Origin of the sequence: Streptomyces sp. NPDC046465 (assembly GCF_040646035.1) — a bacterium.
In the GTDB taxonomy this organism is placed as follows: domain Bacteria; phylum Actinomycetota; class Actinomycetes; order Streptomycetales; family Streptomycetaceae; genus Streptomyces.
In genome coordinates, this window is sequence record NZ_JBEYZK010000005.1 from 133,327 (window position 1) to 146,331 (window position 13,005).

At 69.7% G+C, this 13,005-nt stretch carries 14 protein-coding genes; 9 read left to right on the top strand and 5 right to left on the bottom strand.

The annotated features are described in order from the left end of the window. Positions 1–4: 4 nt before the first annotated feature. The 6 genes from ABZ953_RS09835 (at position 5) to ABZ953_RS09860 (ending at position 6,128) form a co-directional block, all read left to right on the top strand. Positions 5–640 (top strand): DUF6875 domain-containing protein, encoded by a 636-nt coding sequence (locus ABZ953_RS09835; protein ID WP_361719543.1) that lies wholly within the window; start codon positions 5–7, stop codon positions 638–640. Further along, positions 640–1,518, top strand: coding sequence for an alpha/beta hydrolase (locus ABZ953_RS09840; protein ID WP_361719546.1), 879 nt, complete (start codon positions 640–642; stop codon positions 1,516–1,518). Before ABZ953_RS09835 ends, ABZ953_RS09840 begins: the two co-directional genes overlap by 1 nt. Then, a complete protein-coding gene (locus tag ABZ953_RS09845) occupies positions 1,515–2,369 on the top strand; it encodes a tryptophan 2,3-dioxygenase family protein (RefSeq protein WP_361719549.1) in 855 nt (284 codons plus the stop codon). The genes ABZ953_RS09840 and ABZ953_RS09845 overlap by 4 nt, the downstream gene beginning before the upstream one ends. Before the next feature lie 71 nt (positions 2,370–2,440). Then, positions 2,441–3,703 (top strand): kynureninase, encoded by a 1,263-nt coding sequence (gene kynU, locus ABZ953_RS09850; protein WP_361719552.1) that lies wholly within the window; start codon positions 2,441–2,443, stop codon positions 3,701–3,703. Between the two features lie 68 nt (positions 3,704–3,771). After that, complete coding sequence (locus tag ABZ953_RS09855) at positions 3,772–4,812, top strand: methyltransferase (protein ID WP_361719555.1); 1,041 nt, start codon at positions 3,772–3,774, stop codon at positions 4,810–4,812. 26 nt (positions 4,813–4,838) lie between these two features. Beyond that, the gene (locus tag ABZ953_RS09860; protein WP_361719558.1) at positions 4,839–6,128 is read left to right on the top strand and encodes a cytochrome P450; all 1,290 of its coding nucleotides are present in this window, start codon (positions 4,839–4,841) and stop codon (positions 6,126–6,128) included. A 78-nt stretch (positions 6,129–6,206) separates the two neighbouring features. Here the strand turns inward: ABZ953_RS09860 and ABZ953_RS09865 are convergent, their stop codons facing one another. From ABZ953_RS09865 to ABZ953_RS09875, 3 genes are all read right to left on the bottom strand, one after another. Beyond that, positions 6,207–6,413 carry a ferredoxin gene (locus tag ABZ953_RS09865; protein ID WP_361719561.1) on the bottom strand — a complete coding sequence of 69 codons (207 nt, stop codon included), beginning with the start codon at positions 6,411–6,413 and terminating at the stop codon, positions 6,207–6,209. 33 nt (positions 6,414–6,446) lie between these two features. After that, positions 6,447–7,094, bottom strand: a complete 648-nt coding sequence (locus tag ABZ953_RS09870) for an LmbU family transcriptional regulator (protein WP_361719564.1) — start codon at positions 7,092–7,094, stop codon at positions 6,447–6,449. A gap of 223 nt (positions 7,095–7,317) precedes the next feature. Further along, on the bottom strand, positions 7,318–8,166 hold the full coding sequence (locus tag ABZ953_RS09875; protein ID WP_361719567.1) for a TetR/AcrR family transcriptional regulator: 849 nt from the start codon (positions 8,164–8,166) through the stop codon (positions 7,318–7,320). A gap of 169 nt (positions 8,167–8,335) precedes the next feature. On the opposite strand from ABZ953_RS09875, the gene ABZ953_RS09880 reads away from it, so the two are divergent. From ABZ953_RS09880 to ABZ953_RS09890, 3 genes are all read left to right on the top strand, one after another. Continuing rightward, the gene (locus tag ABZ953_RS09880; protein ID WP_361719570.1) at positions 8,336–9,319 is read left to right on the top strand and encodes an ATP-binding cassette domain-containing protein; all 984 of its coding nucleotides are present in this window, start codon (positions 8,336–8,338) and stop codon (positions 9,317–9,319) included. Beyond that, a complete protein-coding gene (locus ABZ953_RS09885; protein WP_361719573.1) occupies positions 9,309–10,076 on the top strand; it encodes an ABC transporter permease in 768 nt (255 codons plus the stop codon). The genes ABZ953_RS09880 and ABZ953_RS09885 overlap by 11 nt, the downstream gene beginning before the upstream one ends. A gap of 73 nt (positions 10,077–10,149) precedes the next feature. Continuing rightward, entirely contained in the window at positions 10,150–12,411 is a 2,262-nt protein-coding gene (locus ABZ953_RS09890) for an excinuclease ABC subunit UvrA (protein ID WP_361719576.1), read from the top strand. 100 nt (positions 12,412–12,511) lie between these two features. On the opposite strand, the gene ABZ953_RS09895 is transcribed toward ABZ953_RS09890, so the two are convergent. After that, positions 12,512–12,679 (bottom strand): hypothetical protein, encoded by a 168-nt coding sequence (locus tag ABZ953_RS09895; protein WP_361719578.1) that lies wholly within the window; start codon positions 12,677–12,679, stop codon positions 12,512–12,514. Further along, on the bottom strand, positions 12,646–12,915 hold the full coding sequence (locus ABZ953_RS09900) for a hypothetical protein (RefSeq protein ID WP_361719581.1): 270 nt from the start codon (positions 12,913–12,915) through the stop codon (positions 12,646–12,648). The genes ABZ953_RS09895 and ABZ953_RS09900 overlap by 34 nt, the downstream gene beginning before the upstream one ends. Between the last annotated feature and the right edge of the window lie 90 nt (positions 12,916–13,005).

Sequence of the window (13,005 nt, forward strand, 5' to 3'; positions counted from 1 at the left end):
AACGATGCTGACCGACGTGCTCTCCGTAGACCTGACCAAGGCCTTAGAAGCCGCCAACGGCTGGCTGAGCGACTACATCCGCCAACCGCACAGCGAGCTCGGACGCACCGGACCGGTGTGCCCGTTCGTCGAGCCGGCCCAGCGCGCCGGTGCACTGGAGATCCGGGTCAGGCTGGTGGGACCCACCCCGAGCCAGACCCTCATCGACGAGATCGTCCGCTGCGGCCTGGACGAGTTCAGCGAGGTCGACTGGAAGGCCGGCAATCCGAACCTGCGCTCGCTGCTGCTCGTCCTGCCGGACCTGCCGTCCGAGCACCTGCACCTGTTGGACGCGGCGCACACCGCGCTCAAACCCGAGAGCGTGCACCGCGGGCTGATGATCGCCCAGTTCCACGAGAAGTGCCGGGAGAAGGCCGCCCGCAACCCGGAGTTCGAGGTGAGCTACGCCCCCGTGCCGATGATGGCGGTGCGCTCGATGGCGATCCACGACGTGCTCTTCCTGGCGGACCGGCGGGAGTGGTTCGAGGAGTACGCGAGCCGCTTCGGGGCCCGCTACCGCAACTCGGCGCACGGCATCGATCCGCTGCTGACCGAGATGTACGAGAGGGCCTGCGCCGCACACCGGCCGGGAGCCGCGTGATGCACGGCGCCGCCGTGTACCGGGGAATGGACCAGGCCACGCTGGACCGGCAGTACTCGCCGAGCTCACGGGTGCCGAGCCTCAAGGCCTACCTCGGTGAGTACGAGCGGCTGAGCACGGCCGCCCGCCGTGACCACCCGGTGCGGACCGGTCTCGCCTACGGCACGCATCCGGCCGCCCTGCTCGACTACTTCCCGGGCACAGGACCGGGGCGTCCGCCGCTGCTCGTCTTCGTGCACGGCGGGAACTGGCAGGCGCTCGGCCGTACCGAATCGGCCTTCTTCGCACCGCCGTTGCTGGCCGCGGGCGCGGCGGTCGCGGTCGTCGAGTACGGCCTGGCACCGGACGTCGGCCTCGATGCCATGGCGGGTATGGTGCGGCTCGCCGTCGACTGGCTGCTGCGCCAGGCGGACCCGCTCGGGTTCGCGCCGGACCGGCTCCATCTGTGCGGCACATCGGCCGGCGCGCACCTGGCCGCGATGGCCCTGCTGCCCGGACCCCCGTCCGGCCCGGACGTGTCGGGGCGGATCGCCGGGGCGGTGCTGCTCAGCGGCATCTACGACCTGGAGCCGGTCCGCCTCTCGTACGTCAACGAAGCGCTGCGCCTCGACGAGGCCGGGGCGCGCCGCAACAGTCCGCTGGGCCTCCTCCCGACGCGGCTGCCCCAGGTAGTGGCCGCCCGCGGCGGCAACGAGACCGAGGAGTACGTCCGCCAGCACGAGCGGATGGTGACCGCGCTGCGCCCCCGGGCGGCGGTCACGGAGGTCGTCGCCGAAGGGCGCGACCACTTCGATCTCCCCTACGACCTGGGGGCGACGGGCACCGAACTGGGCGAGGCGGTCCTCGCGCAGATGCACCTGGGAGGAACGACCACATGACCACCGAGCAGACCGCCCAGGGCTCCGGCCGGAGCCTCGGATGTCCCCTGTCCGACGCCGCCCCGGCGGGCACCACCCCGTACGCGCACTACGCGCGCATGGACGAGCTGCTGGCGCTGCAGCATCCGCTCAGCCCGGCGGACACCGAGCCGGGTTTCATCATCATGAGCCAGGTCAAAGAGCTGCTGTTCAAGCTCCTTCACACGGAATTCACCACCGCACGCGGCCAGTTGGACAAGGACGCGCTCGGCGACGCGCTGTGGACCCTTCGCAGAGCGGCGCGCGTGCAGCAGGTCCTGCTGGTGTCCTGGGAGACGTTCTCCGTGCTGTCACCCGCGGAGTTCGCCGAGTTCCGGGACGTCCTCGGGTCGGCCTCCGGCTTCCAGTCGGCAGGCTACCGGCGGCTGGAGTTCCTGCTCGGCAACAAGAACCCGGCGATGGTGGCGCCCCACCGCAACACGTACAGCCACGACTCCGTGGTGAACCAACTGCGGGAGCCGAGCCTGTACGACGCGGCGCTCGCGCTGCTCGCCCGCCGCGGGCTGCTCACACCGGACGACTCCCCGGCGCGGGACACCACCCTGCCGTACCGGACCGGCGCGGAGGTCGAGGAGGCCTGGCGGGCGGTCTACCGGGACCCCGCACTCCACCCCGACCTGCATCTGCTCGCCGAGGCCCTCATGGACACCGCGGAGCAGTTCGCCCGCTGGCGCTACACGCATCTCGTCACCGTGCAGCGGATGCTGGGCGCCAAACCGGGCACCGGCGGCACCGAAGGCGTCGCCTGGCTCGCCCGGATCAGCGAGCACCGCTTCTTCCCGGAGCTGTGGTCGGTGCGCACGACGCTCTGACCCACCGGACACCTGACGGGGAACGCCGGGAACACGGCGGACGCCGACGACACGAAAGCAGAGGAGCGCCGATGGAGGGCGGGATCCCGCGCGCGGAGGCCGAGGAACAGGACGCGGCCGATCCGCTGGCCGAGTTCCGGGAACGGTTCGTCATCACCGATCCGGACTTGATCTACCTGGACGGCAACTCGCTGGGCCGGCTGCCCGCGGCCACCTCGGACCACCTGCGCGAGGTGGTCGAGGAGGGCTGGGGCGGCGGCCTCATACGGTCCTGGCAGGGGTGGATCGACTGGGGCGCCCGGCTCGGCGACCGGCTCGCCGAGCACGTGCTCGGCGCCGGGCCCGGCGAGGTCGTCATCTCGGACTCGACCTCGGTCAACCTGTACAAGCTGGCCGGTGCCGCACTGGACGCCGCGCCGGGACGCGACACCGTCCTGATGGACGCCGAGGACTTCCCGACCAACCGGTACGTCCTGGAAGGCCTCGCCCACCAGCGCGGGCTGCGTCTGAACCGGCTCCCCTCCGATCCCGACGGCGGCCTCGATCTCGACGTGCTGCGCTCCGCCCTGGACCAGGACGTCGCGTTGGTGGTCCTGTCGCTGGTGTCGTACCGCAGCGGCGCGCTACTGGACATGGCTAAGGTGAACGAACTGGCGCGCGCGGCCGGCGCCCGGGTCCTGTGGGACCTGTCGCACGCGGCCGGAGCCGTCCCCGTCGACCTCGCCGCGACCGGCGCTGAGCTGGCCGTGGGCTGCACCTACAAGTACCTCAACGGCGGCCCGGGTTCGCCCGCCTTCCTCTACGTGCGCAGCGAGTTGCAGGCCGCGCTGCGTCAGCCGGTGTGGGGCTGGTTCGGGCAGCGGGAGCAGTTCCACATGGGGCCCGACTACGATCCGGTGCCCGGGATCGAGCGGTTCCTCGTGAGTACTCCGCCGCTGCTCTCGCTGGCGGCGATCGACCCGGCCCTCGCTCTCGTCGAAGAGGCCGGTGTGGCGCGGATCAGGGCCAAGGGCCTGCAACTGGGCCGGCTGGTCGACGACCTGGCCGACGCCTGGCTCACCCCGCTGGGATTCCGCCCCGCTTCGCCTCGGACGACGGAGCGGCGCGGTTCGCACGTATCGCTGTACCACCCCGACGCCTGGCGCATCTGCCAGACGCTCGCCGCCGACGCGAAGGTCGTCTGCGACTACCGGGTCCCGGACCGGCTGAGGATCGGCCCTGCACCGCTCTACACCCGGTTCACGGAGGTCTGGGACGCCCTCGACCGCCTGCGTCAGGTCACCGCCGGACGCACCTACGCGTCCCGTCCCACCGGCCTCGCCCGGGTGACATGACCGTCGGCCCGGCGTGCCCCCTCGCTCACCCGAACCCCTACCACCACCCCACTCGACAGGGAGTGTCCATGGCAGACGCAACCCCGCTCACCACCGACGGCCTGGTACAGATCCTGTTCGGGTCCTCGGCCTTCCAGATGCTCAACGCGGGCCGCAATCTGGGTCTGTTCCCACTGCTGCACCGGCGCCCCGGACTGACCCCGCAGGAAATCGGACGTGAACTCGGCCTGGCGGAACGCCCGGTACAGATCCTGCTCCTTGGCACCACCGCCCTGGGATTGACGGTCCGCCGGGATGAGGGATACCTCAACGCCGAGGTTCTGAACGGCACGTTCGCCGACGGGACCTGGGAGATCATCGAGGACCTCATCGAGTACGAGGAGCGGATCGTCCGCCCCGCCGAGGTGGACTTCACGGAGTCGCTGCGCAGCAACACCAACGTCGGTCTGCGGCGGATCAAGGGAACCGGCACGGACCTGTACCACAGGCTGTCCGAGGACCCCGACCTCGAGCAGCTCTTCTACCGCTGCATGCGGTCCTGGTCCCGGTTGTCGAACCCGGTACTGGTCGAGCAGGCCGACCTGACCGGGGTGCGCCGGGTGCTCGACGTCGGGGGCGGTGACGGCGTGAACGCCATCGCGCTCGCGCAGGCGAACCCCGGTGTCGAGTTCACCGTCCTCGACCTGCCCGGCACGGTGGAGATCGCTCGCCGAAAGATCGCCGAGCACGGCCTGACCGACCGGATCTCCGTGTCGGCGGCCGACATCTTCGCCGACGCCTACCCGCCGGGACACGACTGCGTGCTGTTCGCCAACCAGTTGGTGATCTGGTCGCCGCAGGAGAACGTGCGTCTGCTGCGCAAGGCCCACGCGGCCCTGCCCGACGGCGGGCGAGTGCTGGTGTTCAACGCGATGTCCGACGACAGCGGAGACGGTCCGCTGTACGCGGCCCTCGACAACGTGTACTTCGCGACCCTGCCCGCCGCGAGCAGCACCATCTACCGGTGGGGCCAGTACGAGGAGTGGTTCGCCGAGGCGGGCTTCGCGAAGTCCGAGCGGTTGCCCGGCGGCCGGTGGACGCCGCACGGCGTGATCAGAGCGGTCAAGTGACGCCCCAGCGAGAACCGGAGCCGGCCATGTCCCTCACTTCCCCCGACGCCCCGCCGACCAGTGGGGCCGCCCAGTGCCCCGCCGGTCCGCACATGATGGATCCGGAGCTGCTCCAGGACCCCTTCGGCGGCTACGGCCGACTGCGCGAACAGGACCCGGTGGTCGGCGGCAGGTTCGTCGACGGCACCCCGGTGTGGTTCGTGACCCGCTACGACGACGTCCGCACGGCGCTGCGCGACCCCCGGTTCGTCAACACCCCCTCCCACGTGCCGGGTGAGGGAGGCGCGGACCCGCGCGAGGGGATGATGGAGCTCCTCAAGGTTCCCGAGCATCTGCGGGGCTATCTGCTCGGCTCCATCCTGGACAGCGACCCGCCGGACCACCCCAGGCTGCGCCGCCTCGTGACCCGGGCGTTCACGGCCCGCCGGATCCTCGACCTGCGGCCGGACATCGAGCGGATCGCCGACCGGCTCCTCGCCGAGCTGCCGCAGCGGGAGGACGGGGGAGCGGTCGATCTCCTGGAGCACTTCGCGTACCCGCTGTCGATCACGGTGATCTGCGAGCTCGTCGGGATCCCGGCGGTCGACCTCGACCGGTGGCGGGAGTGGGGCGGCGACCTGGTGTCGATGCGCCCCGAACGGCTGCGGTACTCCTTCCCCGTGATGATCGACTACTGCCACGCACTGATCGAGCGGCGCAGGGCCGCGCTCGGCGACGATCTGCTGAGCGAGCTGATCCGGGCCCAGGACGACGACGGCGGACGGCTCAGCGACGTCGAGATGGTCACCATGATCCTCACGCTGGTGCTTGCCGGTCACGAGACGAGCGCGCATCTGATCGGCAACGGCACCGCCGCCCTGCTCACCCACCCCGACCAGCTGGCGCTGCTGCGCAAGGACCCGGCGCTGCTGCCGCGCGCGGTGCACGAGCTGATGCGCTGGTGCGGGTCGGTGCATGTGGCGCGGCTGCGCTACGCCACCGAGGATCTGGAGCTCGCCGGGACGCGCATCGGCCGTGGCGACGCGGTCCAACTCGTGCTTGTGTCGGCCAACTTCGACCCGCGCCACTACACCGACCCTGACCTCCTTGACATCATGCGTCAGCAGGACGGACAGGCCGAGAACCATGTCGGCTTCGGCCACGGCATCCACTACTGCCTGGGTGCCACGCTGGCCCGGCAGGAGGGCGAGGTGGCCTTCGCCGGACTGCTGGAGCGCTATCCGGACCTGGCGCTCGCGGACGGCGCGGAACTGGACCGAGCCCGGCTGCCGGGCAGCTGGCGACTGAACTCGCTGCGGCTACGGCTGCGGCCCTGACCGTGCTCGCGGACAGGGGCCGCCCGACGCCGGGCGGCCCCTGTCCATGAGCCTTCCGGAGGCGGTCCGGAAGGACGCTCAGTCGCCCGGTGGTCCGTTTCCCAGGGCGATGGCCTGCACCGGGCAGGACAGTGCGGCCTCCTGCACCTGCTGCCGCTCCGCTGTCGTGGCCCCTCCGGGTACTAACTCCGAGTACCCGTCGTCGTCCTGGGTGAATACGCCGGGCGCTGTGAGAACACACTGCCCGGACCCGATACACGTGTGATGGTCGATGCTGATCTGCATGAAAGGCCGTCTCCGATGGTCGGGTGGGCTGGGTCAGTCACCGAGTGCGTGGGCGGCGGCGCGGTCGAGTGCCACGAGTATCCATTCCTCGAAGTCCCCCTCGGCCTTCGACGCGGCCGCGCGCCAGCGCTCCACGCGATCGGCGTGCACGCTGATCCTGGGCAGACTGACCTGGGCGAGCGGGGCCGACCGATTGCCCTGCCGACTCTCCCGCAGCCGGAGTCTGAGCCCGTTCCTCGACCAGCCGTGCTGCTCCGCGCGCTCCAGCCACGCGTCCGCCTGCGCGGGCGGCAGGGAGGCCACCTCGGCGTGGTGGCCGAAGCTCAGGTTCTCGCGCCGCCTGCCGAGCTCGAAGTGCCGCGCCACCCAGGCGTAGTTGCGCAGCGTCTGGTAGTCGAGCCCGGCGGCTTGCACTCCGGTCCGGTAGCGGTCGGCGTAGCGCTCCTGGCCGTACACGAGCCAGTCGCCCAGACACCAGGCGGAGGAGTCGGCGATTCGGAAGATGTGCAGTCCGGCCTTCTCCCACCGGTCATACGACAGGACGGCCGGGATCCTGAGCCCGACCCGCGTGGTCAGAATTCGCTCCTGGTCATGGGTTCCGTGCCGGGCTGCGGCGTCACTCGGTCTGCGACCAACTGGTAATTGACTGTCGCGCTGGTGGTACTTGGCGGTCTGCTGCAAGAGCTTCCCCCTGGAAATTGAGCCATGGCCAAATCTCGTACCAGTTGCCGACGGCTGAGAGTGATGAAAGGTCACCAGCCGCAAAAATCGTAGATTGTCGATTGGTGTAGCGTCAATGATCGCTTTCGGACGGGTTGTGAATAGCGGGGGTGTTATGCATACGGTTGACACGCTCGTCCGCCGACGGCTTCGAACCTCCCGAAAAGCCCTACGCACCTGGTCGTCATGGTGCGGACGGAGTTGAATGGTCCGGGCTGCCGAGGCCGGACCGCTCGGCCGAATCGATGCCGTCGAGGATCAATTCCAGGCCAACCCGGAAAGCTTCCTTGGTCTCCCACTCCAAATACGGTAGGGCGTCCTCCGGATCCTCCCTGACGTCATCGACGGCGGCAGGGGCCGCGTGCGACTCCAGTGCCGCCAGTGCCGGGAAACGCTCGGCGAAGTCCGGCGCCACCTCCGCGAGCAGAGCGGTCCGCACCGTCCACCATTCCTCGTCGGACACTCCGGTCGCCGACGCGGCCTGCCGTCGCTCCGTGGCGACCCGGGCCATGCCCCGGACGAACTGGAACAGCACCGCGATGACCCGGCGGACCCGCAACGGCTCGAGACCGATCCCGTCCAGGATCCGCACGACCGTCTCCAACTGCGCGTATTCACCGGGCCCGAGCACCGGCCTGGCCTGGGAGACCTGCAGCACCCATGGGTGGCGCAGGTAGAACGCCCAGGTGTCGTCGGCCCAGGCGGCGATCGCCGGGCGCCATCCCGCGTCCGTGTCGTACTCGGTGGGCAGCTCGGCAAGGACCCGGTCGTGCATGAGGTCGACCAGCTCGCTCTTGCTCGGCACATAGGTGTAGAGCGCCATGGCGGTACGCCCGAGCCACGCCCCTACGGCCCGCATCGACAGGGCGGCCATTCCCTGCTCCTCGGCGACCGCGATGCCCGCGGCCACGATCGTGTCGACGTCGAGTCCGGGTTTCGGCCCCGGTCCGGTTCTGGTGGCTCCGGAATCGGCCGAGCGCCAGAGGAGGGCCATCGAGCGGCGGGCGTCGCCCTGTCCGGCAAAAATAACCACCTTGCAACTCCTTACGGCATAAAGTACGCTCCCTCGAGCATCTCCTTACAGCGTAAGCTTATCAGGCGGCTACGGCCCGCCCACAAACCTTCCGAGAGCGCCAGGCGTACCGGGCCATTCCGGATCATGATCCGATACCGAGAAGCGGCACGCACGAAAGAAGGCTTTCATGATCACAGTGCGAGGCCTCGCACGGCAGTTCACCCTTCGCGGGCGGACCGTCGACGCGGTAAAGGGCATCGACTTCGATGTCGCGGCAGGGGAACTCGTCGGGTTCCTCGGCCCCAACGGGGCCGGCAAGACCACAACCCTGCGGATGCTGACCACCTTGCTGCGGCCCACCCGCGGCACGGGCACGGTGGCGGGCTGCGATCTGCTGACGGACCCGCAGGGAGTGCGGCGCAGGATCGGCTACGTGGCGCAGGGCGGCTCCACATGGCCGGAGTCCAAGGTCGCCGAGGAGATCGAACTGCAAGCCAGGCTCTACGGCCTGTCGAAGGCGGAGGCCCGGCGGCGCGGGGCGCTGCTCGCGGAGCGGCTCGATCTCTCCGGCCTGGACCAGCGCCCCGCCAAGACGCTCTCCGGCGGCCAGCGGCGTCGGCTCGACATCGCGCTCGGCCTTGTGCACGAGCCCGAGCTGGTGTTCCTGGACGAGCCCACCTCCGGACTGGATCCGCAGAGCCGGGCCAACCTGTGGGACCACGTCCGACGGATGCGCGCCGAGCAGGGCATGACCGTCTTCCTCACCACCCACTACCTCGACGAGGCCGACGCCCTGTGCGACCGCATCCTGGTGACGGACGACGGCACGATCGTCGCCGAGGGGACCCCGGACGAGCTCAAGGCCCGCGTCGCCGGTGACTCGATCACGGTCGACGTGGCCGACCAGGCCGACCAGGCCGCCGAAGTGGCCCGCCGCCTGCCCGACGCACACGACGTCACGGTCGTCGCCGACACCGTGCGGTTCAGGGTTCCCCGCGGTGACGCCGTGCTGCCGGAGCTGCTGCGCGCCCTGGACGGCCAACGGATCACGATGACCTCGGTCAAGGTGAACCGGCCCACCCTCGACGACGTGTTCCTCAGCCTGACGGGGCGCTCCCTGCGCGACGGCGAGGCGCCGGCCCCGGCTCTGGAGGCCACCCATGCCGCGTGACACCTGGCTGATCTTCCTCAGGGACATGAAACTGTGCCTGCGCAATCCCACCTGGCTGATCATCGGGATCATGCAGCCGCTGTTGTATCTCTTCCTCTTCGGACCGCTCATGGTGACGGTCGTCGACCACACCCCCGGCTTCCCTTCCGGCAACGCCTGGGCCGTGCTCACACCGGCGCTCATCGTGCAGACGGCACTGTTCAGCGGCTCGTTCGCCGGGGTCGGACTGCTCACCGAGTACCGGGTCGGCGTGGTCGACCGCTTCCGCGGCACCCCGGTCAGCCGGTCTGCTCTGCTGTTCGGCAAGGTGCTGGCCCAGGCCGTTCAGGCGACCGCGCAGTCGGTGCTGATCGTGATCGTGACGCTGCTCGTCTTCGACCTGGACGCGCCGGTGTCCGGCATGCTGCTCAGCCTCACGATCGCGGCGGTGCTGGCCATCACGCTGTCCTCGGGATCGTACGCACTGGCGATGATCCTCAAGAGCGAGGCCGCGTTCCCCTCGCTGATGAACGCCGTGCTCCTGCCGCTGCTCCTGCTGTCCGGTGTGCTGCTGCCGGTCAGTGAACAACTGGCCCCCGGCTGGCTCTACAACCTGGCCCGGGTCAACCCTCTGACACATGTGGTCGACGCCGAACGTGCCGCGTTCCGGGGGGACATGGGCTCGACGGGGCTGCTGACGGGTTCCCTCATCCTGTTGGCCATGGCCGCGCTGGCCCTCGTGTGGGGCACGCGGACGTTCCAGAAGGAGAACGCCTGACAGCGGCGTCTCGCTGCCCGACCAGAACCGGGGCTCTCCGGGGAGCCTCACCCGTACTATCCGAGGAGCACACGTGGGTACCGACGCCATCAAGGTGACCGGTGCGCGGGAGAACAATCTCAGGAACGTCTCGGTGCGCATCCCGAAACGGAGCCTGACGGTCTTCACGGGCGTCTCCGGCTCAGGCAAGTCCTCCCTGGTGTTCGACACCATCGCGGCCGAGGCCCAGCGCCAGCTGAATGAGACCTTCACCGCCTTCGTCCGCAACTTCCTGCCCGACCACGGCCGTCCGGACATGGACGCCATCGAGAACGTCTCCGCCGCCGTCGTCATCGACCAGAAGCGCCTGGGCGGCAACCCGCGCTCCACAGTGGGCACCGTCACCGACATCAACCCCCTGCTGCGGCTGCTCTTCTCCCGCGCGGGCGACCCCGCCGGTCTGCCGCCCAGCACCTTCTCGTTCAACGACCCGCAGGGCATGTGCCCGACCTGCGAGGGCCTGGGCAGAGTCGTGGAACTCGACCTCGACGCGTTCGTCGACCGCACCAGATCCCTCCACCAGGGCGCGCTGCTGCACCCCGACTTCTCCACGGACAGCTGGTACTGGCTGAGCTACGTGAGCTCCGGCTTCTTCGACAACGACAAGCCGCTGGCCGACTTCACCGAGGAGGAGTGGCGGCTGCTGCTGCACGGTGAGATGCCGCAGAAGCTCCGCCTGGTCTGGCAGGGCAACACGCTGAACGTCAAGTACGAGGGCGTGGCCGCCAAGTTCACCAGGCTCTACATCAAGAAGGAGGACATGTCCGAGCGCAGCCGCCGGGTCTTCCAGCGGTTCGTACGCTCGGCCCCCTGCGTGGACTGCGCGGGCACCCGCCTCGCCCCCGCCGCCCGTGCCTGCCGGATCGCGGGCCACCACATCGCGGACCTCACGTCGATGGAGGCGGAACGCCTGGGCGAGATCCTGGCGGGCCTGGACCTGCCTGCGGTGAAACCGGTCCTGGACGACCTGATCCGCCGCCTCCGGCATCTGTCCGACATCGGCCTCGGCTACCTGAGCCTGGCACGGGAGACCCGCACGCTCTCGGGCGGCGAGTCGCAGCGGATCAAGATGGTCCGCCATCTGGCCAGCAGCCTGACCGACATGCTGTACATCTTCGACGAACCGAGCGTCGGTCTGCACGCACGGGACGTGCACCGTCTCAAGCAACTCCTGCTCGACCTGCGGGACAAGGGCAACACCGTCCTTGTGGTCGAGCACGACCCGGACGTCATGGCCATCGCGGACCAAGTGGTCGACATGGGCCCGCGGGCCGGAACTCTGGGGGGCGAGGTGGTCTTCGAGGGAAGCTTCGCCGGTCTCGTCGAGGCCGACACCCTTACCGGCAGCCACCTCCGGGACCGCCTGCCGGTGAAGGCCGAGCCCCGCCGCCCGACCGGCGCGCTGACCGTCACCGGGGCGAACAGCAACAACCTCAGGGATGTCACGGTCGACTTCCCGACCGGTGTCCTGACCGTGGTCACCGGAGTGGCCGGGTCGGGGAAGAGCTCCTTGGTCAACGACGATTTCCTGAGCGGGCATCCGGACGCGATCGTGATCGATCAGTCCGCGGTGACGGCCGGTCGGCGGTCCAACACCGCCACCTACACCGGGCTCCTCGACCCGATCCGCAAGCTGTTCGCCAAGGCCAACAACGTCAGTGCCTCGCTGTTCAGCGCCAACTCCAAGGGCGCCTGCCCCAACTGCCAAGGGCTGGGCGTGCTCTACACCGACCTCGCGTTCCTGGAGACGCTGAAGTCCGTGTGCGAGGTCTGTCAGGGCCGCCGCTTCTCCGACGAAGTCCTGGGCCACCGACTGCGCGGCCGGTCGATCAGCGACGTACTGGCGATGACGGCAGCCGAGGCCGCCGAGTTCTTCACCGAGCCCAAGCTCCGCCAGGTACTTGGCGCGCTCACCGAGGTGGGGCTGGACTACGTGGGCCTCGGCCAGCCGCTCAGCACCCTGTCCGGCGGCGAGTGCCAGCGCCTCAAACTCGCCGCCGACCTGCACCGCGTCGGCAGCGTCTACGTCATGGACGAGCCCACCACCGGCCTGCACATGTACGACACCCACCGCCTCCTCGGCATCATCGAGCGCATCGTCGACCAGGGAAACACCGTGATCGTCATCGAGCACAACCTCGACATCGTCAAGAGAGCCGACTGGATCATCGACCTCGGCCCCGAGGGTGGCAGCGGCGGCGGCCGGATCCTGTTCGAGGGCACCCCGGCCGACCTCCTGAAAACCCCTGGCTCGTACACCGCCGAATACCTCGGCCGGGACCTATCGGGCGTCTGACGGATCCGCGCCGCGTGACGACGACCGTGAGCAGGTCCTTCTTGCGGACGAGGGTGAGGGCGACGGTCGCCGTGCCGACGCAGACCGCCGGGGACGTGTTTCAGGGCCCGCGAGATGTCGCCCTGAAGCGAGCGGCGCCCGTCCAGTCGATGCCGGCGAGCGAGCTGCGCGGGGGGTCCAGGGGCAGCCGGGTACGGCAGAGGAAGAGCGCCACCGCGCCGACCGGCACGTTGATCAGGAAGAGGTAGCGCCACTCGGTGAGGTCCACGAGGAGACCGCCGATGACCGGGGCGACGGCACCGCAGGCCCCGAGTGTGTGCCCCAGACAGCGATGGCCATGTTCCGCGCCTGGCCGTCGTAGACCTGGGCGATCAGGGGCATCGCGTTGGCGAGCACGAAGGCTGCGCCCATGCCCTGCACACAGCGCGCGATGTCGAGCGAGACGGCGTTCGGCGCGAGGCCGCAGGCGCGCGACGACAGGGTGAACAGGGCGATGCCGCCCATGTGTTTTCCGGCGGGGCCCCGCGGCGACGAACCAGAGCCGCTGACCGACCTGTGTGCGCCCAGTCACTTGACCTGCGTGAACCAAGTCAC